This window comes from Pseudoalteromonas galatheae, assembly GCF_005886105.2.
Lineage (GTDB): Bacteria > Pseudomonadota > Gammaproteobacteria > Enterobacterales > Alteromonadaceae > Pseudoalteromonas > Pseudoalteromonas galatheae.
This window is the reverse complement of sequence record NZ_PNCO02000001.1, coordinates 1,767,989-1,786,106: the sequence shown is the minus strand read 5'-3', so window position 1 is coordinate 1,786,106 and position 18,118 is coordinate 1,767,989. Positions and strand designations below refer to the sequence as shown.

General features: G+C 42.4%; 18 protein-coding genes. 11 read left to right on the top strand and 7 right to left on the bottom strand.

All coding sequences use genetic code 11. From position 1 onward, the window contains the following. Positions 1 to 21: 21 nt before the first annotated feature. From CWC29_RS07795 to CWC29_RS07780, 4 genes are all read left to right on the top strand, one after another. Complete coding sequence (locus CWC29_RS07795; protein ID WP_138523893.1) at positions 22 to 384, top strand: hypothetical protein; 363 nt, start codon at positions 22 to 24, stop codon at positions 382 to 384. 110 nt (positions 385 to 494) lie between these two features. Beyond that, positions 495 to 893: a type II secretion system protein GspG gene (locus CWC29_RS07790; protein WP_167815418.1), complete on the top strand. Its 399-nt coding sequence runs from the start codon at positions 495 to 497 to the stop codon at positions 891 to 893. A 100-nt stretch (positions 894 to 993) separates the two neighbouring features. Then, complete coding sequence (locus CWC29_RS07785) at positions 994 to 1,968, top strand: alpha/beta hydrolase family protein (protein ID WP_138523889.1); 975 nt, start codon at positions 994 to 996, stop codon at positions 1,966 to 1,968. 25 nt (positions 1,969 to 1,993) lie between these two features. Beyond that, positions 1,994 to 2,473, top strand: coding sequence for a hypothetical protein (locus CWC29_RS07780; protein WP_010604690.1), 480 nt, complete (start codon positions 1,994 to 1,996; stop codon positions 2,471 to 2,473). 317 nt (positions 2,474 to 2,790) lie between these two features. Here CWC29_RS07780 and CWC29_RS07775 read toward each other — a convergent pair whose 3' ends face one another. Both CWC29_RS07775 and CWC29_RS07770 read right to left on the bottom strand, forming a co-directional pair. Then, positions 2,791 to 3,957, bottom strand: coding sequence for a putative manganese transporter (locus tag CWC29_RS07775; RefSeq protein WP_209319034.1), 1,167 nt, complete (start codon positions 3,955 to 3,957; stop codon positions 2,791 to 2,793). A 70-nt stretch (positions 3,958 to 4,027) separates the two neighbouring features. Then, positions 4,028 to 5,653: a M28 family metallopeptidase gene (locus CWC29_RS07770; protein ID WP_138523887.1), complete on the bottom strand. Its 1,626-nt coding sequence runs from the start codon at positions 5,651 to 5,653 to the stop codon at positions 4,028 to 4,030. Positions 5,654 to 5,911: 258 nt separating this feature from the next. Here CWC29_RS07770 and CWC29_RS07765 point away from each other — a divergent pair, with 258 nt between their 5' ends. The 4 genes from CWC29_RS07765 (at position 5,912) to CWC29_RS07750 (ending at position 10,004) form a co-directional block, all read left to right on the top strand. Beyond that, positions 5,912 to 6,712, top strand: coding sequence for a DUF3025 domain-containing protein (locus tag CWC29_RS07765; RefSeq protein ID WP_138523886.1), 801 nt, complete (start codon positions 5,912 to 5,914; stop codon positions 6,710 to 6,712). 1 nt (position 6,713) lies between these two features. After that, positions 6,714 to 7,499 carry an ABC transporter ATP-binding protein gene (locus CWC29_RS07760; RefSeq protein ID WP_128728065.1) on the top strand — a complete coding sequence of 262 codons (786 nt, stop codon included), beginning with the start codon at positions 6,714 to 6,716 and terminating at the stop codon, positions 7,497 to 7,499. Further along, positions 7,492 to 8,700, top strand: a complete 1,209-nt coding sequence (locus CWC29_RS07755) for an ABC transporter permease (RefSeq protein WP_138523884.1) — start codon at positions 7,492 to 7,494, stop codon at positions 8,698 to 8,700. Before CWC29_RS07760 ends, CWC29_RS07755 begins: the two co-directional genes overlap by 8 nt. Before the next feature lie 155 nt (positions 8,701 to 8,855). Continuing rightward, a complete protein-coding gene (locus tag CWC29_RS07750) occupies positions 8,856 to 10,004 on the top strand; it encodes a hypothetical protein (RefSeq protein WP_128728067.1) in 1,149 nt (382 codons plus the stop codon). Between the two features lie 443 nt (positions 10,005 to 10,447). On the opposite strand, the gene CWC29_RS07745 is transcribed toward CWC29_RS07750, so the two are convergent. From CWC29_RS07745 to tsaA, 3 genes are all read right to left on the bottom strand, one after another. After that, complete coding sequence (locus CWC29_RS07745) at positions 10,448 to 11,248, bottom strand: UDP-2,3-diacylglucosamine diphosphatase (protein WP_128728068.1); 801 nt, start codon at positions 11,246 to 11,248, stop codon at positions 10,448 to 10,450. Between the two features lie 131 nt (positions 11,249 to 11,379). After that, complete coding sequence (locus tag CWC29_RS07740) at positions 11,380 to 13,107, bottom strand: proline--tRNA ligase (RefSeq protein WP_138524810.1); 1,728 nt, start codon at positions 13,105 to 13,107, stop codon at positions 11,380 to 11,382. A gap of 131 nt (positions 13,108 to 13,238) precedes the next feature. Then, positions 13,239 to 13,946, bottom strand: coding sequence for a tRNA (N6-threonylcarbamoyladenosine(37)-N6)-methyltransferase TrmO (gene tsaA, locus CWC29_RS07735; protein WP_138524808.1), 708 nt, complete (start codon positions 13,944 to 13,946; stop codon positions 13,239 to 13,241). A 158-nt stretch (positions 13,947 to 14,104) separates the two neighbouring features. On the opposite strand from tsaA, the gene CWC29_RS07730 reads away from it, so the two are divergent. The 3 genes from CWC29_RS07730 (at position 14,105) to CWC29_RS07720 (ending at position 15,815) form a co-directional block, all read left to right on the top strand. Further along, a complete protein-coding gene (locus CWC29_RS07730; RefSeq protein WP_128728071.1) occupies positions 14,105 to 14,284 on the top strand; it encodes a hypothetical protein in 180 nt (59 codons plus the stop codon). Positions 14,285 to 14,382: 98 nt separating this feature from the next. Next, entirely contained in the window at positions 14,383 to 14,571 is a 189-nt protein-coding gene (locus CWC29_RS07725; RefSeq protein ID WP_235956544.1) for a hypothetical protein, read from the top strand. A 194-nt stretch (positions 14,572 to 14,765) separates the two neighbouring features. After that, positions 14,766 to 15,815, top strand: coding sequence for an energy transducer TonB (locus tag CWC29_RS07720; protein ID WP_138524806.1), 1,050 nt, complete (start codon positions 14,766 to 14,768; stop codon positions 15,813 to 15,815). A gap of 44 nt (positions 15,816 to 15,859) precedes the next feature. Here the strand turns inward: CWC29_RS07720 and CWC29_RS07715 are convergent, their stop codons facing one another. Further along, positions 15,860 to 16,339: an acyl-CoA thioesterase gene (locus CWC29_RS07715; RefSeq protein ID WP_010372647.1), complete on the bottom strand. Its 480-nt coding sequence runs from the start codon at positions 16,337 to 16,339 to the stop codon at positions 15,860 to 15,862. Positions 16,340 to 16,423: 84 nt separating this feature from the next. Then, complete coding sequence (locus CWC29_RS07710) at positions 16,424 to 18,073, bottom strand: electron transfer flavoprotein-ubiquinone oxidoreductase (protein ID WP_138524804.1); 1,650 nt, start codon at positions 18,071 to 18,073, stop codon at positions 16,424 to 16,426. Between the last annotated feature and the right edge of the window lie 45 nt (positions 18,074 to 18,118).

Here is an 18,118-nt window from a genome sequence, read left to right as displayed (position 1 = left end):
TAGCACCGTGTGGGAGTCATTATGTCTATGTGCTCAGGGGAGTTTCCTATCTTGAACGAAAATTATAAGTATGCAGCCCATATGGTTTCTTGGGTAGAGAAGCTTGGTGTACCGGAAATTCCTTTGGCAAAAAGTGCATTTTCACAACTAAAAGGTTATTGGATTGAACATAAAAATCTTAACCTTGAGCAGTTAAAAGAGGATTTGTGGTCTTGGGTTGATAGTAACGATGGTTACAACATATCTGTCCCAGAAGTAGCAAAGATGAGAATTATTTTGTGCTTAGCTTATGAAGATAATCGCGAGTTAGAAGATGTTGGCTATTTTGAAGATTTATTAGTAAATCTTGGCATCTCACATGAAGATGCATACAAGCGCACATAACAAAGTGCTTAAAGGGCGGACACAAATAGCTTAGCTGTGCTTGTTCCTCATAAATTTTAGCCAACTAATTTTTGCCGTTTATTTGCGGCGTTATGTATCAAGGTGTGCCGATGAAATATTTCAAATTTAGTTGCGTAATTCTTGGTTTCTTAATCCTTGTAGGTCTATTTGCTCCCAGTATGGTTGATTGCCCACCTCTCAACCAAAACGACGAAGCAGAACTTGATATTGAGATATTACAAACTGCAATTTCACTTTATTATAAAGACAATAACCGTCTACCAGAACATCTTGGAAATTTAATTGACGGCACTATTATTTACATAAAACGATTACCTCAAGACCCTTGGGTAATTGAGTATCAATACAGCGTTGTGTCAGCAGATTCATTTTTGTTGTGGTCTAAAGGTTCTATTTTAAACAGTGATGTCTTAGTGTTATCAGCGTATAAGTATGAAGGTAATAGCTTCAAAAAAGTCGTTATCAACAAATCAGGTTTTGGTACATAACAAGCCAAGTCAACGGGACAATTTTAAGCTGGCTCCCGTCGCTTCGCTCCTAATTTTAGCCAGCTTAAAAGTAGCCCTGCTTGGGGCGTTAGGGTAGCAAATGAAAACTGGAGTATATTTAGCGTTACTATTTTTGACTTTTTCTTTGAATGCGAAAAACATCAGCACTCATACCGTAAGTAGAGACGATGGCACTAATGTATCTTATTACCTCCTTCGATCGCTCCCTCAGTCACAGAGTGATACGTTGCTGTTGATTCTTCAGGGATCTGATTGCAACAGCGTTCTAAAAATCGAAACAATATTTACAGATTATCAGAATGTTTGGCCAGAGGCAGACGTCCTCTTAATTGAAAAATACGGCATTGATAGCGCGCTGACCTATAGCGAAGATGCTGAACGTAAAGACTGTCCAGCACAATACATTCAAAACGACAGTCCGGATCAGCGTGTGGCTGACGTTATGAAAGTTTTAGACTTTATACGGAAAAAAAATAAATACTCTAATCTTGTTGTTCTAGGTGGTAGTGAAGGTGCAATTATAGCGAATTTAGTATCAGCGACAATTGACGGTATAACTGCAACAATCTCTTTCAATGGAGGGGGGAGAAAGTTCATTGATGATGTCACACACAATATTTCTGCGACCGCTGCAAATAGTATAGAAGCGGAAGCAAGTATCATTGGTTTTAAAGAGTTCTCAAATCACATTCTTAACAACAAACCAGATAAGCTCGAAGTAAGTGGACATGGTTACAAGTGGTGGCAACAGATGCTATCTATTGATCAATTTGACGTTCTAAAAAAGGTGAACACACCTTTGCTTATTCTTCAAGGGGGTGGAGATTTATCTGTATCACCCGACAAAGTCGATGAAATGATCACTAACCTTAGAGAGATTAAAAAGCAAAACATTGAATACCGAAGATATGAAGCGCTCGATCATGGGTTCGCGAATATTAATGGCGAAAGCATGCGCGAAAAGATAGTAAGCGATATAAATAATTGGTTAAAGAGCAAGCTTGTAAACCCAAACAAATCAGTGCAGCCGACCGCTAACGCGTCGACTGATTGAGGAGTTAGCACTATATGAGGTTACGATGAAAGTGGTAAGGCAAGTAGAGCCTAAAATTTATTATCAGGCAGAAGCATTTCATATTGCGGCAGACGTATTACATGAATCAGAGTTAATGAAATATCGCGGTGCGCCTTTTATAGTAAATGCTAGTTTCGCGCTTGAACTATATTTGAAATGTTTTGATGGAAAGACAGTTTTTAAAAAACCTTCTGTGTACTGTGAAGGGGTTGTTCAATACGAAAGAGTCATAGGCAACGTTAGCCAACAAGGTCATAACTTACAGAATTTGTTTGGTGGTTTACCTTGTGAGTACAAAGAGAAAATAGTGAGCAAGTTCGATGCTCTAGAGATGGGGTTATCTGCTGAAAGTTTCTTTGAAACAAACAGTAAACATTTCGTTTCATGGCGCTATGGTTTCGAAGGCAATAATGGTAGCTATGTAGCATCTGAAGTGTTGGCAATGCTTTCTGTGCTGCAAAGTGTTGGTCAAGAGTACTTATAGTGCTAACAAAAGGACTGAATAGTGATCCGCAACACTTGGCATTTTGGCTTCGCTCAAGTATAGCCAAGCGTTACTCATACCTTAATGCGGCGTTAGCCCATAGAAACCTTTAAGCGAAATTTGTCTAATACAGCCGACGACCTAAAACGTTTTTGTCCAAAAATAAGTTTATTTGACCGCCCGCTATTCGCTCTTTTCGGCGATTAATTAGTTACGGACGGTCAGATTTGGTTGAACTCATAACCTTAAACTGCCAGACCGTGTATGAGTTAGCGCACTGAGCCTGTGTCAGATCACTACGTCGATATACTCAAGTATTAAGCCAAATTAATGTAGTAGAGGCCGTAGCCCACGATAAATGCAGGCACTGCAGAGTAGATAGTGGCAAATAGCGCCGCCCTTGGTGCCAGAGCTATCGCTGGAAATAACGCATCGCCATCGTTAGCAACGGCATTGGCCGCCAGGGCACTAAATGGCACGACACCTTGCAGGTACAGCGTTGTAACAACAATTTGGGGTCCACAGCCTGGTAATAACCCGACAAGAATGGCCACCAGTGGTGCATACAGCGCATAGTCTTTAAACCAAACCGCGAGATCAAGGCCTAAATACGCGGTAGATAGCTCGTAAAGCAAAAAGCTTGCAACCACCCAAGCTGTCACAAAGTGCGTGTCCTGTAGCACTCTGGTGAGTTTTGACGGTGGGTCGCATTCACCTTCTTCACAGGTGATATCTTTATAGCTTACGCCTTTTGAATTAAGTGCCCACACGCAAACAGCGAAAAGACATAATGCAGCACCAAGCCAAGCGATTTCTGTATCAAAAGGTGCTAAATCGACGTTAAAAGCAATCGCGAGCGCAATTGCAAGGCTAGGCAGTAAGCATAGCTTCCACACCTTACGGCTTAAACTAAACGCACGGCTCGCGTGTAAGGTTTCTTCTTCGACTTCATTGATGGTCTGCGGGACACAAAAGTTGGGTTTATGAATTAAGTGCACACATAGCCCACTCACGATACCCACACCAACGCCCATCGCGATGATAGTGAGGCCTATCAGCGGCTCTTTGGCGAGCAGTAAAAACGCAGCGTCTCCCATCGTCGCAGTAAGCACAGCGACAACTGAAGCAAAGCTTGCTTGTTTTTTGGTAAATTGGGTGACCACGATAATCGCACCACCACAGCCAGGCAGTGCGCCCAATATTGACGCCATGGTTATTTCGAGAATAGGGGATTTGGTACTCAGATAACTGAGATTAAGCTGTGGAATTTTATCAACAAGAAAGTAGTACACGAGTAGAGTAGCGGCAACAAAGACGCTGACTTGAAAGAATGCATCGCTCAGCGCGCTGACCACAATTGGTCTCGCCGTTTCAAATGCTAAAAGTACAATAATAACGAGGGGTAAAATTAGCCGTTTGTTGAACAATAAACTCACCTTAGCGCCATGTGCTGGTTGAGAGTATCGAAGTAGAGATGAAAACATAAAGTGCAACCCGTGTATTGTCTAAGTTGCACTTTAATTTCATTTTAAATGAAAATCAATATCATTTACATTATTTTCTTTGGAACTCTGCGGTTGCTTTCCATTTCGGCCAAGCGTCTTGCTCAGAGACATCATAGCCAACTTTAAAGAACAGCTGTAGATCCTGTATCGCTCCGCTTAAATCCCACTCTTCACGGTAACGATCGCAAGGCTGATGATAACAACCGCGCAATACTAAGCCCATACGTTTACGGTAGGTTTCAGTCTCTTCGTCACGTGCTTCGGTTCCACCACCGGCGTACATGGCAGGCACACCCATGTTCGCAAATGCGAAGTGATCAGAGCGATAGTAACCACCAGCGGCAGGACGTGGATCCCCTGAAACGACGCGATCTTGCGCTTTTGCTGCAGTTTCTAGCATTTCATCGAGTTCTGATTTGCCAATACCAACTACGCTGATGTCTTTTACTTTACCCAATAAATTTAGGCTATCCATATTGATGTTAGCAACGGTTTTCTCTGCTGGAATAACAGGGTTTGCAGCATAAAATTTAGAGCCTAACAGACCTTGCTCTTCAGCCGTCACAGCCAAAAACGTAATTGAGCGGCTAGGGCGAGTAGGCAGTTTAGTAAAGGCTTCGGCTACCTCAATCATACCGCCTGTACCGCTGGCATTATCATGCGCACCGTTATAGATCTGGTCACCTTTACGGTTTGGATCGGTACCTAAATGATCCCAGTGAGCCGAGTAGATGATGTGCTCGTCAGACTTTTTGCTACCTGGCAGGGTGGCGATAAAGTTATACGAAGTCGATTTTTTGATGGTGTTTTTGACGGTAACTGATGCGCTTAGGTTGCCCATATCAACGTGGTATGCGCCAGCTGCTGCCTTTTTCTTTGCGGTGTCAAAATCAAGTCCAGCCTTTTGAAACAGCTCTTTAGCAACGTCTACCGTTACCCAACCTTCAACCGCGACGCGATCCATATTGTTATTTTCTTTTTGGAAGCCAAACTGTGGGCCACTCCAAGAATTTTCTACTACGCTCCACGGATAAGAAGCTGGCGCTGTTTCGTGAATAATGATCGCACCTGCTGCGCCTTGGCGTGAAGCTTCTTCGTACTTGTACGTCCAACGACCATAATAGGTCATAGCTTCACCGGTAAATTTACCCGAATCAGGATTAGCAAAACCTGGATCGTTTACTAGCATCACCACTGTCTTGCCTTTAACGTCTAGGCCTTCGTAGTCATTCCAGTCGTACTCTGGAGCATTTACGCCATAGCCAACAAAAACCAGCTCTGAATCTTTGATTGATTCGAGTTCACTGATACGGGCCGAGCCCATCACCATGTCTTTTTTATATTCGTAGTTTTTGCCACCGATAGTTAACGTCATATCAGGATCGGCTTCAAGCGAAACCAGCGGCACTTCTTGTAAGAAGCTGTTGCCATTGCCTGGCTGATAGCCAAGCGCTTTAAAATGTTTGGTTAAATAGGCAAGCGTTAGCTCTTCACCTTTTGTTGACGGAGCACGGCCGCCAAACTCATCAGAGGCAAGGGTTTTAATATGGGCTCTGAGTTGAGCATCATTAATACTATTGTATGCAGTATCGATGTCTTGGGGGCTATTGCTAGTGCTAACACAGCCCGCCAACACCGCCATAGATAGAGCGCTGAGCGTCAGTTTAAGTTTCATAATTGCCTTTCTTTTACTTGTTAGGAACCCATAAGTAGTAACATAAAATGCGTAAAAGTTCGAGCGGGACAAGACGGCTAGAGGAGATCGAAATGAATGAAAATCCGTAGTTGGAACAGAACACAGCACAATTTTTAATAATTACCTTAATTTTAGCATACGATTTAGCCTGTTACGCTCATTTACAATTGGCTTTTGCCAAGTATCAGGCGCTTCAGTAAAATAGTCGGCTAATTGCATGATAAGTATCTCAATCAAATGAAAAAGTTTACAGCGCCTGAGGCGTGGCAGGTCGCATGTTTACATGCTGAGCCATTTTCCCATTTAAATCAGCTTTTTGACTTAAAAAGCCAACAAGACTGGCCAAGCCCCCAGTGGTTGTCTTCGCACGTAAACAGCATTAGCTTGCAACAGTATGATACCCGCTTTGTGGCCGATGAAACGATAGATTTTGGCGATAAATACTATGAAGAGATTATCTTTGAAACCCATCAGGTACCGACGCGTAGTCAAAATTGGCACGATTTATTTGGCGCGTTGATTTGGTGTTTATTCCCTAAAACAAAAGCTTTGTTAAATGCCCTACATATCGAAGAAATAGCACAGTTTGGTTTAAAGCAGCGAAGTAAAAAGCGCAATGCGTTAACACTTTTTGATGAGTGTGGTTTGGTGTTGGCAATCGATGATGATAAATGGCGTGATGCCTTTAAATCACACCAATGGCAGAATGTATTTTACGATAATCGCTCAGAATGGCAGCAAAACCTAAAGCCTTTTGTATTTGGCCATGCAAACTACGAGATGCTAACCAATCCCTTTATTGGGCTAACGGGAAAACTGGTATGTATCAATGTTGATGCTGCATTTTGGCAACTTTCACTAAGCGAACAATATCGTTGCTTAGATGATAAATTGGTCGCACTGATCAATGATGGGCTGCTTGAAGACAATACCAAAATGTCACCCATTCCGCTGCTTGGGATCCCAAACTGGCATGAGCCACAAGATTTAGAATTTTATCAAAATACGGACTATTTCAGGCCGAAAAGAAGGAAATAGCATGATAGCTATCAATGGATTAAAAAAACGCTTCGCCTTGACTCGCGAACACAAAAAGAAAAAGAGTCAGACGGATCCTCGCGAGCGTGATGGCTTTTTTCACAGTGTAGAAGAGGTTAACCTGCACTGTGGACAAGGCGAAGTACTTGGATTGCTGGGCCCCAATGGGGCGGGAAAAACCACCACTTTGCGTATGCTCTCAACAGCGCTGACGCCGGATGCCGGTACTATCTTAGTGGATGGTCAGGATATTGTGAAAAAGCCTGTTGTTGCACGCAAAGCCATCGGTTTTTTATCAGGGTCAACTGGTTTATATGGACGTCTTACCGCCAAAGAAAATGTTGAATATTTTGCACGACTTCATGGTTTAAAAGGAAAAGCATTAAAAGCGAAATGCGATGAGCTATTTCAGCGCCTAGAGATGGAAACCTTTCTAGATAAAAGGGCTGAACACCTATCGACCGGTATGAAACAAAAGACCAATATTGCACGGGCGGTGGTACATAGCCCTAAAGTGGTGGTACTAGATGAGCCTACGACCGGCCTTGATATTATGACTACACAAACAGTTATCTCTTTTATTCGCGACCTCAAAGCGCGTGGTACACCCGTTATATTTTCTACCCACCACTTAGATGAAGTCGCGTTATTGTGCGATAGAGTGTCTGTTATTGATAAAGGGATCACCTGCTTTGATGGCAGCTTGGCTGATTTCAAAACGAAAGGGCAAAGTGAAGAGCTAAATCAGGCATTTTTGAACTTGTTGACGGGAGCACAGCATGTTTGAGGTATTTTTAAAAGAAATTAGAGAGCTGCTGCGCGACCGCAAAACACTATTCTTTGTGATTGCACTGCCGATGTTGGTATTTCCAGTGATTATGGCGTTAGTAGGCTTTATGGCATCACAAGCCGCTATGGAAGCGGAGCAAGAAGTTCATACGTATTACATCGCAAATGAAGCCTATGCTGAAAAGTTCTCTGAGCAGGTTTTTTATCATAAAAGTTTTAAGAAATATACTGGTGAGCTCAAGCTTGATAGTGTCGAAGCGCTGAGTGATGCGGTACGAAGTGGCGTGATCGATGTTGGGGTTTTTATTCCATCCGATCCGGTTGAAAATCTGGAGTCTGGCGTAAAAAGTGAATGGAAAATCGTGTTTAACGATGCGCAATCTATCAACTTTATTTACGACCGCTTGTCTAAACTTGCTAAGAAGTTTTCTGATGAACTCAGAGCGGCGAAGTTAACCTCACTGGGGTTGTCGCAAGCGGAGCAAGCGGCAGTGCTCCAACCCATATCGATTGCTAAAGTGGATACTGCTGACAAACGCGAAAATTTAGGCGAGAAGTTAGGTGCATTTATCCCTTATATGTTGATTCCGCTGGTATTGATGGGGGCAAGCTATCCAGCTATTGATTTAGGCGCTGGAGAGAAAGAGCGTGGCACCTTAGAGACGCTGCTATTAACACCAATCTCTCGCACAGAGCTGGTGCTAGGTAAGTTTTTAACTGTATTGAGCAGTTCGATATTCTGCGCGCTTATCACGGTCTCCAGCATGGCGCTGTGGATAGGGGTTGCCAGTAGCTTTGTCGAGCTAGACGTAATTAAAAACGCCTTCTCGTCGGTTGCATTATTAGACTTTGTGTTGATTTTTGCGTTGTTGCTCCCTGTTGCTGTGATGCTTTCATCGCTAACACTTGCCATTTCAATTTACGCCAGAACCTTTAAAGAAGCACAAAACTACATGGGACCACTCAGCATGGGGATCTTCATACCGATTGTTATGTCCTTAATGCCAAATATGGAACTAACCGCAAAAACCGCATTGATCCCAATTACCAATGTCGCATTAGCGATAAAAGAAATCATCAAAGGCACCGTTGATTATGGCTACGTTGCGTTAATTTTTGGTGCTTCTGCCGTTTTAGCGGCGGGGTTACTCGTGTGCTGCGTTAAATGGTTTAATAAAGAAACCGTATTGTTTAGGTAAAGTTTGAGCTAGGTGTGAGTCATTGAGAATTATGGCGTTTTTCTGTACGATAAACGCTCTATTCAGCGCTTAACTTTCTGTAATTTAGCCTGCTGTTTATTTGGATAGCTTGCGGAAGTCGTAGGTTTCAATTTTAGTCACTCAAGGAATGTAGGATGACATCAACCTCAGTACTTAAGTCAGTCAGTGAATCAGTAACTAACGGCATTGCCATTTTATTCTTGTTATCGTCGGTTTTTCACTTAGTCGGGTCAAGCTTTTTGGAAGCTCTGATCTACTTAGTGATTTCTTTGTTACTATTTTCATACCGTAATCGTTTAATGTTTGACCCTGCACAAAAGCAGTTTGTAATCACTAAACAACTATCGTTATTGAATATAAATATTCGGCGAATAGACGAGTGTGTGATACCGCTTTCAACAGTGACTGATGTATCTTCGGGTGGTAACAAGCAACTCAATTATATTGGTATAAGTTATCTTTCAGAAAGTGAAGAACCTGCGGTCTATTCATTTTCGTGTTTGCGGCAAGCTGATAAACTCACCGCGCTTTTGTCTGCATCAGATCTTGACCATAACGTTCAACCAACGGCAGGCGCGGATGCAAATAGAAGATCAGCTACGCGCTCAACTCCAACTAGCCTTGCAAGATTATTTCCTTTGTTTATGAATCGCAATCGCGATATTGAAGCGCGATTCTCTGTATTACGATGTGCACTACCGACGCCTAAGCATAAGCAGCATATTGCTTGGATGGTGGTAGGGGCTTTTGCTCTAATGACCTGCTTTATTCTTTACTCGTCACAAAATTACATAGCTGGTTTGGTATTTTTGGTGCTCACGTACTTGAGCTATTGGTTGACGTCTTTACTTATTAGTAATAAACACTATTTTGTCTATCACTCACCCTGTAACGAAATTAAGGTTGAGGAAGATAGCTTGTTTTTACCTGCGTTACTGTTTACAGATAAACAAGCACGAGAGGTAACAAAGGATGAAGTTAACGATATAAAGGTACACTGGAATACGTTTATAGTCAGCGACTTGGATATGTTAACCGCGTCGACTCGTCGTAATCACGTTGTTGATTTGGTCTTTGATACTGAGTATGGCGCGACGGTTTCACTCTCTGGCATGAGCGTAGAAGCCGAGCCACTTTTACTTGCGTTAACGCATTGGCAATATCCTTTGTCTATTGAGCGCACGGATAAAGCGGTGTTCCCAATGGTGAGGCACTTTCAATATGGCAGTCTAGTGTTTATTATCGGTATTATTGTCTGGGCAATGACCACATTTGTGATATAACACACTTGACAAAAGCGGCGATTCTACCTGAATATCGGTATGCTAGAGGCAATAGTGTTTTTAATTTATCGCTATCCAGAAATTATTGAACAACCCGTTTTATACCAGTTGTATTAAGTAAATGATCTATCTTGAAGCGGGGAAATAGCTTTAGTAGCACCGCTCTCGCGTCCTGCTACCGCTAAGGTACCTATCTCCATATAGGCAAGGCAAAAATTTTGCTATTTAGTTGTTCTAAATGAGAAATTTTTAACGAAGCTAATATGCTATTTCACCCTTCAAATTGATTAGAGAATTAATTCAATTGGTATTATACATCTTTTGGATTTTAATGATGAGCGCAAGCGCAGAGTCGTACGCGCAAAACAAACGTATTAACAAGCGTATTGATTTACTGCATAAGTTATTAAAAGAAGAGTAATTGGAAGAACTGAAGCCGCTAATTAAGCGGCTTCAACATTGTCGGTTTCAATGTTTTCAATTTCAACTACGTTAAGAACGGACTGTACATCTGACCAATGCAGCAATTCGATACGACCTTCTTGGTTTTCAACCAATGCCGTGCAGTTTTCTATCCAATCACCATCGTTGCAGTACACAATACCATCTACGACACGGATCTCCGGTTGGTGGATATGCCCGCAGATAATGCCGTCGACACCTTGTTTTCTCGCTTCATGAATTGCTGCATTCTCGAATGCAGCAATGGCCTCTCTGGCTTTATGCACACGCTTTTTCAGCCAAGATGCAAGCGACCAATAATGACCACCATATAAACGTCGTACGCGATTGGTCCAGCGATTTAAGAAGAGTAGAAAATCATAAGCGGCATCCCCAATAATACTGATCAATTTGTTGTATCTTGTTGCCGAGTCAAAATCATCACCGTGCAGTAATAAAAACCGCTTACCTGCGGAAGTAGTATGAATAAAGGTTTTATGTACTTCGACTTTAAAAAGCGTTTGCCCAACATAGTTTCTGAAGGTTTCGTCGTGATTACCCGGTATGTAGATAACGCGTGTACCAGATCCCGCTTTTTTTTGTATGCATTCTAATACCTGATAGTGGGATGGATCCCAAAAAAATTGGCGTTTCATTGACCATAGATCAACGATATCACCAACCAGATAGAGTACATCACATTCAGTTTTGTTGAGAAAATCTAGCAAGAACTTCGCTTTACAGTCCTTGTAGCCCAAGTGTACGTCTGAGATCCAAATACTCGGATAGTATGTTGTTTTCATGGCTTGGCTCTTTAGCGTAATAATGACAATGCTAAGAGGCAAAGATGACAGTGGCGGGGCAGTTAGGAGAAGCTAATATGACAAAAGAGCATACAGATGTATGCTCTTTTATTATGTAATTTTAAGTAGGCTTATTTGCTTTTAATTGCATTAACGATTGTTTCAACCGCAGATCCAATATCCAGCATCAGTTTTTCGCCCGTTTGACGATTTTTCAGCTCAACCTTATTTTCATCAAGGTTACGCTCACCAATCACTAGGGTGTATGGAATACCGATAAGTTCCATATCGTTAAACATAACGCCCGGACGCTCTTTACGGTCGTCAAATAACACATCAATTCCTGCATTTTGTAGATCTGCATAGAACTTTTCTGCGATCTCTGGAATACGGTGAGACTTATGCATATTCATTGGCACGATTGCCAACTCAAATGGCGCAATAGCAACAGGCCATTTGATACCGTAATCATCGTTATTTTGTTCGATTGCTGCGGCAACGATACGAGAAACGCCAATACCATAACAACCCATGGTTAATGTTTGGTTTTTCCCTTCTTCGCCAAGTACACCAGCTTTCATTGCTTCAGAGTACTTAGTACCAAGTTGGAACACGTGACCTACTTCGATACCACGTTTGATAAGGATTTTACCTTTACCACAAGGGCTTGGATCGCCTTCAACCACGTTACGGATATCTTCAACAGTATAAGCGCTTACGTCTCTGTCCCAGTTAATGCCACTGTAATGGACACCATCTTTGTTTGCACCAGCAACAAAATCAGCCATGATAGCTGCGCTACGATCGACAATAATAGGCATTGAAAGACCAACAGGTCCCAAAGACCCTGGCTTTGCACCAATAGCGTTAACAATGTCTTCTTCGCTCGCCATCTCAAGCGGTGAATCCACTTGTGCTAATTTCTCAGCTTTCAGCTCATTTAGGTCATGGTCGCCACGAACGATAAGCGCGACAAGACCACGTTTACCGTCTTCGTCTGGTGCGCCATACACGATGAGTGTTTTAACACCGCGGTGTGGTTTAACACCATGTTTTGCTTTTAGTTCAGCGATGGTGAAAGCTTCTGGTGTGTCAAACGTATTAAGTTCTTTACTTGGCGCAGGGCGAGTTTCATTTGGTGCAAGCGCTTCTGCCTTTTCAATGTTTGCAGCGTAGTCACTTTCATCACTGAATGCGATCGCATCTTCACCAGACTCTGCAAGTACATGGAACTCGTGGGATAGGTTACCGCCAATTGAACCACTGTCTGCAATAACTGGACGGTAGTCAACGCCTAAACGATCAAAAATGTTACAGTAAGCTTGGAACATTTTGTGGTACGTTTTTTCAAGACACTCATCAGTCATGTGGAATGAATAGGCGTCTTTCATGGTGAACTCACGTGCGCGCATCACACCAAAACGTGGACGAACTTCGTCACGTACTTTAGTACTGACTTGATACAGTGTGATTGGCAGTTGCTTATAGCTGTTGATTTCGCGTCGTACAAGATCAGTGATCACTTCTTCATGCGTTGGACCAAGTGCAAATGGACGGCCATGACGGTCATTAATACGAAGTAGTTCAGGACCAAACTGTTCCCAACGGCCTGACTCTTCCCATAGCTCTGCAGGCTGGATCACTGGCATTAGCAGCTCAATCGCTCCCGCTTTGTCCATTTCTTCACGGACAATTCTCTCTACTTTGCGGAAAACTTTTAGGCCTGATGGTAGCCAAGTATAAAGACCTGAAGCCAATTTACGGATCATACCCGCTCTAAGCATTAGCTGGTGGCTTACCACCTCTGCATCAGACGGCGTCTCTTTTTGAGTCGCCAATATATATTCACTCGTACGCATTCTTATTCCAGTATAAGTTACTTATTGTTCTCTTATTGGCGGCTATTCTAGCAGTGCAGTAGCCGCTTAAAAAGCTTTAATACCTAAACATCTTCATAATTTATAAGTTTATTGGCAAGCCGCTGAATTTGCTATTTTGCTAACGAAATTTCAGTGACATGGTTATGCTCACCATCTACTGTCCAGCGGATATTAAAATCATACAAACTCATACCATAGTCTTGCTGCGATGTGCGTTTCTTTTTATAAGCCGGGCGGGGGTCTTGCTTCAGTACATTGGTAATGAACTGTCGAAGTTCGGGATAGTTTTTCTGTTTTTCAATAAAAACAATAGCCTCGTCTGAAAAGCTAACAGACATTTGGGTTTCTGGCCGAGTATCAGCAAAGCCAGCTGTGGCATCCACCAAAGCATCTGAATAGCGAAGGTACGGCTTAATATCAATGATTGGTGTACCGTCCAATAAATCTACACCAGAGAGTAACAGATCAAGCTGGCCATTTTTATATTCTACGCCCTCGAGCTTTACCGCACTCATGCCAATCCCGTTGGGTCGAAAAGTCGCTCTAGTCGCAAACACGCCCTTGCGCTCATTACCACCGAGTCTTGGCGGGCGTACAAGCGCAGAGTAACCTTTATCAGCGGTTTCATGAAAGCGAAATAACAACCAGATATGCGTAAATTCTTCAATACCACGAACAAACTCTTCGCGGTTAAATTCGCCAACAAATCTAAGCTTAGCTTTTGCTTCAGGAACAAGCCTTGGTTGCCTTGGAATAGCGAACTTCTGTTTATAAGGAGATTGGATAAAGCCGATGGGCTCGATAGTGATTTGTTCCACTATGGTCTCTGTCTGAATTAAGATGAGCGAAGTTTACTATTGATCCTGACTTTCACAAAATCCTGTTCATAATTAGCTACTGTAATGTGATGTAATTTATTTATTCAGCTTTTTCGCATAACCTCGTACATAACGGAATTTTTGGTGGGAGTCGCAACATGAATCGGCACACTTTTTCGCCCCAAAATGGTTTATGTTCGAGTTTACGCACAGATAACGGACAAATTATTGGTACTAGAGCGTCCGAATATAAGCAATTGGTAGAAGAAATAAAACCAATCCAAGGCTTACGAGAAAAATTACAAGCATTTAATCGCCGAAAAGATGAGTATAGATAATGGAGTTCAATAGAAAGGTTGATCAAAGCTGTCAAGAAGCGCTCTGCAAATCATCCCCTCTAAAACCTATTTTGATCCGCGCGATATCGGAGCGTAGAGTGACGTTGCAAGCAATAATAAATGATTTAACTGAAGGGGTGGTAAGTCCTACGAAGATGGATGTACTTCTCAGTCAAGAAGCTGAAAAAGTATGCTTACAATTATTAAAAGAAGGCAACTTAAGCAAACGCGACGCGCTAGCGGCTAGTGAAAAAGTTATATTTTCTCTTGCAAGAAATCTATTGTGAAATTGCTATTAAAATTAAAGTTTGAATTAGTAATGTACTTTGATAGAAAAAGCTGACCGAATTACCTCCAAAATCTAGCCACTTTCAGAGTAATCCTTCAAAAAAGAATAGAACCCATTCTGGGTCCGTTGTTTGGCAGGTAAACTCTGTGTTATATTGAAGTTATCTAAATAATGAATGGATAGTTTTTGTATATGGAAAATTGGGTTAAATCGTTAGTCGCTAGTTCAATCGTACTGAGTTTCAGCAACTTTAGTATCGCAGCACAGAGCGAATCAAATTTGCATTTATCCACTATTGTTAATGCCACTCCACTTGAAAGAGAACCGCCTAGATATCCACGTAATGTTGCCTTAAAAGGTGGGGAAGGTTGGGTTATCCTTAGTTATGTAGTGAATGAAGATGGATCAGTCGCGTCGCCGATTGTAGAAGAATCCTCTGGTCAATCAGGATTCGAGCGCGCTGCACTCAAGGCAATCAAAGATTGGCAATATTCTCCAGCAACAAAAGATGGGAAGCCGATTAAGCAGTGTAAAAATAGTGTGATGTTCTCGTTTAATATGTCCGAAGCAACTGAGGCCGCTTCAAAAAGCTTCGTCAGAAGTTACCGCAAAATAAATGCTGTGCTTGAAGATGGGAACTTGTCAGAAGCGAATATCTTGATAGAAAAACTTGCCGATAAAGGACGCTGGAATCGTTATGAAGAAGCATATTTCAACTTATTAAAAGCGCGGTATTTTGTACTAACAAAAGAGCGTAAAGAGGAACTCGAAGCGCATAAAGGGATTATCTGGCACGGTAAAGATATCGTTAAATCAGAACTTTATGCCAGCGCGCTCGTCAATGCAATCAATCTCCAAGCACAACTACAAGAGTACAAAGGTGCTTTAAATAATTATAAGACGTTGATGGAAATGGAAGGACTGGAACCGTATAAATCGGCAGTGCAACCAATAGTCGATGGCATTAATACCTTAATCTCGGATAAAGATAAAATGCTTGTTATCGCAGCTGAGGTCAAACAGGATGATGTCTGGACACATGCGCTGGTTAGACCTAGCTTTTCGATTGCAGAAGTGAAGGGAAATCTTCACACCCTTGAAGTACGATGTGACAATCAGTTTTCACAATTTAAATTTGCTGAAAATATGCAGTGGAATATACCGAAAAGTTGGGGAGAGTGTAATGTCGTGGTTTTTGGTGAGCCGAATAGCTCCTTTAAACTGATAGAAGTTCAATCGTAGTCGAACTTCTAGGTATTAGACTTTTCAGTAGTTCAACGCTCAATTTATTTACTATCAGACAAGGTCTCTTCCAATAGCGATTCGGTTTGGATCGCTATTTCTTTCATCTTCACCGCATAAGCTTCTAGTTTTTTCTCCTCCTCGGTTTTCGCTTTAAACTGAGGAATTTGAATTGGATACCCAGCTTGGTCCATGGCAATAAAGCTGATAATACAGTGATTAGTTTCGACAAGTCGCTGCGTTTTTGGATCGCCACAGCGCACCTGAATAAAAATTTGCATACTGGTGTTCCCTGTATGAGCAATACGCGCGGAAACCTCAACAATCTGGCCGACGAGAATAGGACGGTGGAAACGCATGCCTGCTACCGAAACGGTAACGCAGTAGCTGCCACTCCAACCAGCAGCACAAGCATACCCGGCTTGATCAATCCATTTCATGACCATACCACCGTGTACTTTACCGCCAAAGTTAACGTCGGTGGGCTCAGCTAAAAATCGAAAGGTGACGGACTGTTGAGGCATAGACTCAGCTCTATTTTTAAAAATATACGCTAAGTATAGGAAAGAAAGGGGCATTTCGCCCCCGCAATTTAGGATTTATTGGTATTACATGTTTGGATAGTTCGGACCACCAGCACCTTCTGGTGTGACCCAGGTAATATTTTGGCTCGGATCTTTAATATCGCAGGTTTTGCAATGAATACAGTTTTGCGAATTGATGACAAACTGCTTCTCTCCTTGCTCGTTTTCGTTTACTTCATACACGCCTGCGGGGCAGTAGCGCTGTGCAGGCTCATCAAACTTAGCTAAATTCACTTTGATTGGTATATCAGAATCTTTTAACTGTAAATGACATGGTTGTACTTCTTCATGATTGGTATTCGATAAAAATACGGAAGAAAGTTTGTCAAAACTTAATTTACCATCCGGCTTTGGGTAACTTATAGTTTGCGATTCAGACGCAAGCTTAAGCTGTGCGTGATCCTGATGTTCGTCCTTAATAGTAAATGGTAGCGAACCTGAGAAAATGTTTTGGTCGATCATATTGTAGGCGCCACCCATAATACGACCTAACTTATGCATTGCTGGACCAAAGTTACGAGATTGATAAAGCTCATCATAAAGCCAACTTGCCTTAAACTTGTCGGCAAAGCTTACCAAGTCTGACGGAGCGCTTTCTTGGCCGAGTGCCTCAATGATGGCATCGGCTGCAAGCATACCGGACTTCATTGCTGTATGGTTGCCTTTAATTTTGGCAAAGTTGAGGGTACCTGCGTCACAGCCAATCAGTAATCCACCTGGGAAATGCATTTTAGGTAGGCTGTGAAAGCCACCCTTGGCGATTGCTCGAGCACCATAGGCAATGCGCTCACCACCTTCAAGTACACTCGCAAAGGTGTGGTGATGCTTCATACGCTGAAACTCATCAAATGGGCTTAGGTGTGGATTCGTGTAATTTAAGTCGATGATTAACCCGACCACGACTTGATTGTTCTCAGCATGATACATAAATGAGCCGCCATGGGTATCATTGTCGAGTGGCCAACCTGTGCCGTGTACAACAAGACCTTCTTTATGCTTGCTTGGGTCTACTTGCCAAATTTCCTTAAAGCCGATCCCATAGTGTTGAGGGGAAGCGCCTTTATCCAGTTTAAATTCAGCTATAAGTTGCTTACCTAAGTGGCCACGGCAACCTTCAGCAAATACGGTATATTTCGCTCTAAGCTCCATTCCAGGCATGTAGCTGTCTTTAGGCTGGCCATCTCTATCTAGGCCCATATCACCGGTAATAACACCTTTAACTTGTTGCTCTTCTATTATTAAAGAGTGGGCGCTAAAGCCTGGGAAAATTTCAACACCAAGTTGTTCTGCTTGTTCAGCGAGCCAACGGCAAACATTCCCCATTGAAACAATATAGTTGCCGTCATTTTTAAATGTTTTTGGTACCACTAGATGAGGCAGTTTGGTGGCATTGGTTTCGTTTTTGAATAAATAAATGTCGTCACCCGTCACTTTCGTTGTCACGGGAGCGCCTTTTGCAGCCCAATCAGGGATAAGTTCGTCTAGTGCTTTGGTTTCGAATACTGCACCAGACAAGATATGTGCACCTACTTCTGAGCCTTTTTCGACTACACAGATCATTAATTCTTGTTGTTTTTCTTGAGCCTGTTGAGCGAGTCGGATAGCGCAAGACAGGCCCGCAGGACCTGCACCAACTATCACAACATCAAACTCCATGGTTTCACGTTCGACCATTATTAACCTCACACTATTTGACGGTAGATTAACTAAAGAGAGGCT

Bases quoted from the DNA above. Each gene is read 5' to 3' on its own strand.
- CWC29_RS07760 (WP_128728065.1), top strand. From the start codon at position 6,714: ATGATAGCTATCAATGGATTAAAAAAACGCTTCGCCTTGACTCGCGAA.
- CWC29_RS07795 (WP_138523893.1), top strand. From the start codon at position 22: ATGTCTATGTGCTCAGGGGAGTTTCCTATCTTGAACGAAAATTATAAG.
- CWC29_RS07740 (WP_138524810.1), bottom strand. From the start codon at position 13,107: ATGCGTACGAGTGAATATATATTGGCGACTCAAAAAGAGACGCCGTCT.
- CWC29_RS07750 (WP_128728067.1), top strand. From the start codon at position 8,856: ATGACATCAACCTCAGTACTTAAGTCAGTCAGTGAATCAGTAACTAAC.
- CWC29_RS07720 (WP_138524806.1), top strand. From the start codon at position 14,766: ATGGAAAATTGGGTTAAATCGTTAGTCGCTAGTTCAATCGTACTGAGT.
- CWC29_RS07715 (WP_010372647.1), bottom strand. From the start codon at position 16,339: ATGCCTCAACAGTCCGTCACCTTTCGATTTTTAGCTGAGCCCACCGAC.
- CWC29_RS07745 (WP_128728068.1), bottom strand. From the start codon at position 11,248: ATGAAAACAACATACTATCCGAGTATTTGGATCTCAGACGTACACTTG.
- CWC29_RS07765 (WP_138523886.1), top strand. From the start codon at position 5,912: ATGAAAAAGTTTACAGCGCCTGAGGCGTGGCAGGTCGCATGTTTACAT.
- CWC29_RS07770 (WP_138523887.1), bottom strand. From the start codon at position 5,653: ATGAAACTTAAACTGACGCTCAGCGCTCTATCTATGGCGGTGTTGGCG.
- CWC29_RS07775 (WP_209319034.1), bottom strand. From the start codon at position 3,957: ATGTTTTCATCTCTACTTCGATACTCTCAACCAGCACATGGCGCTAAG.
- CWC29_RS07785 (WP_138523889.1), top strand. From the start codon at position 994: ATGAAAACTGGAGTATATTTAGCGTTACTATTTTTGACTTTTTCTTTG.
- CWC29_RS07710 (WP_138524804.1), bottom strand. From the start codon at position 18,073: ATGGTCGAACGTGAAACCATGGAGTTTGATGTTGTGATAGTTGGTGCA.
- CWC29_RS07755 (WP_138523884.1), top strand. From the start codon at position 7,492: ATGTTTGAGGTATTTTTAAAAGAAATTAGAGAGCTGCTGCGCGACCGC.
- CWC29_RS07780 (WP_010604690.1), top strand. From the start codon at position 1,994: ATGAAAGTGGTAAGGCAAGTAGAGCCTAAAATTTATTATCAGGCAGAA.
- CWC29_RS07790 (WP_167815418.1), top strand. From the start codon at position 495: ATGAAATATTTCAAATTTAGTTGCGTAATTCTTGGTTTCTTAATCCTT.
- CWC29_RS07730 (WP_128728071.1), top strand. From the start codon at position 14,105: ATGAATCGGCACACTTTTTCGCCCCAAAATGGTTTATGTTCGAGTTTA.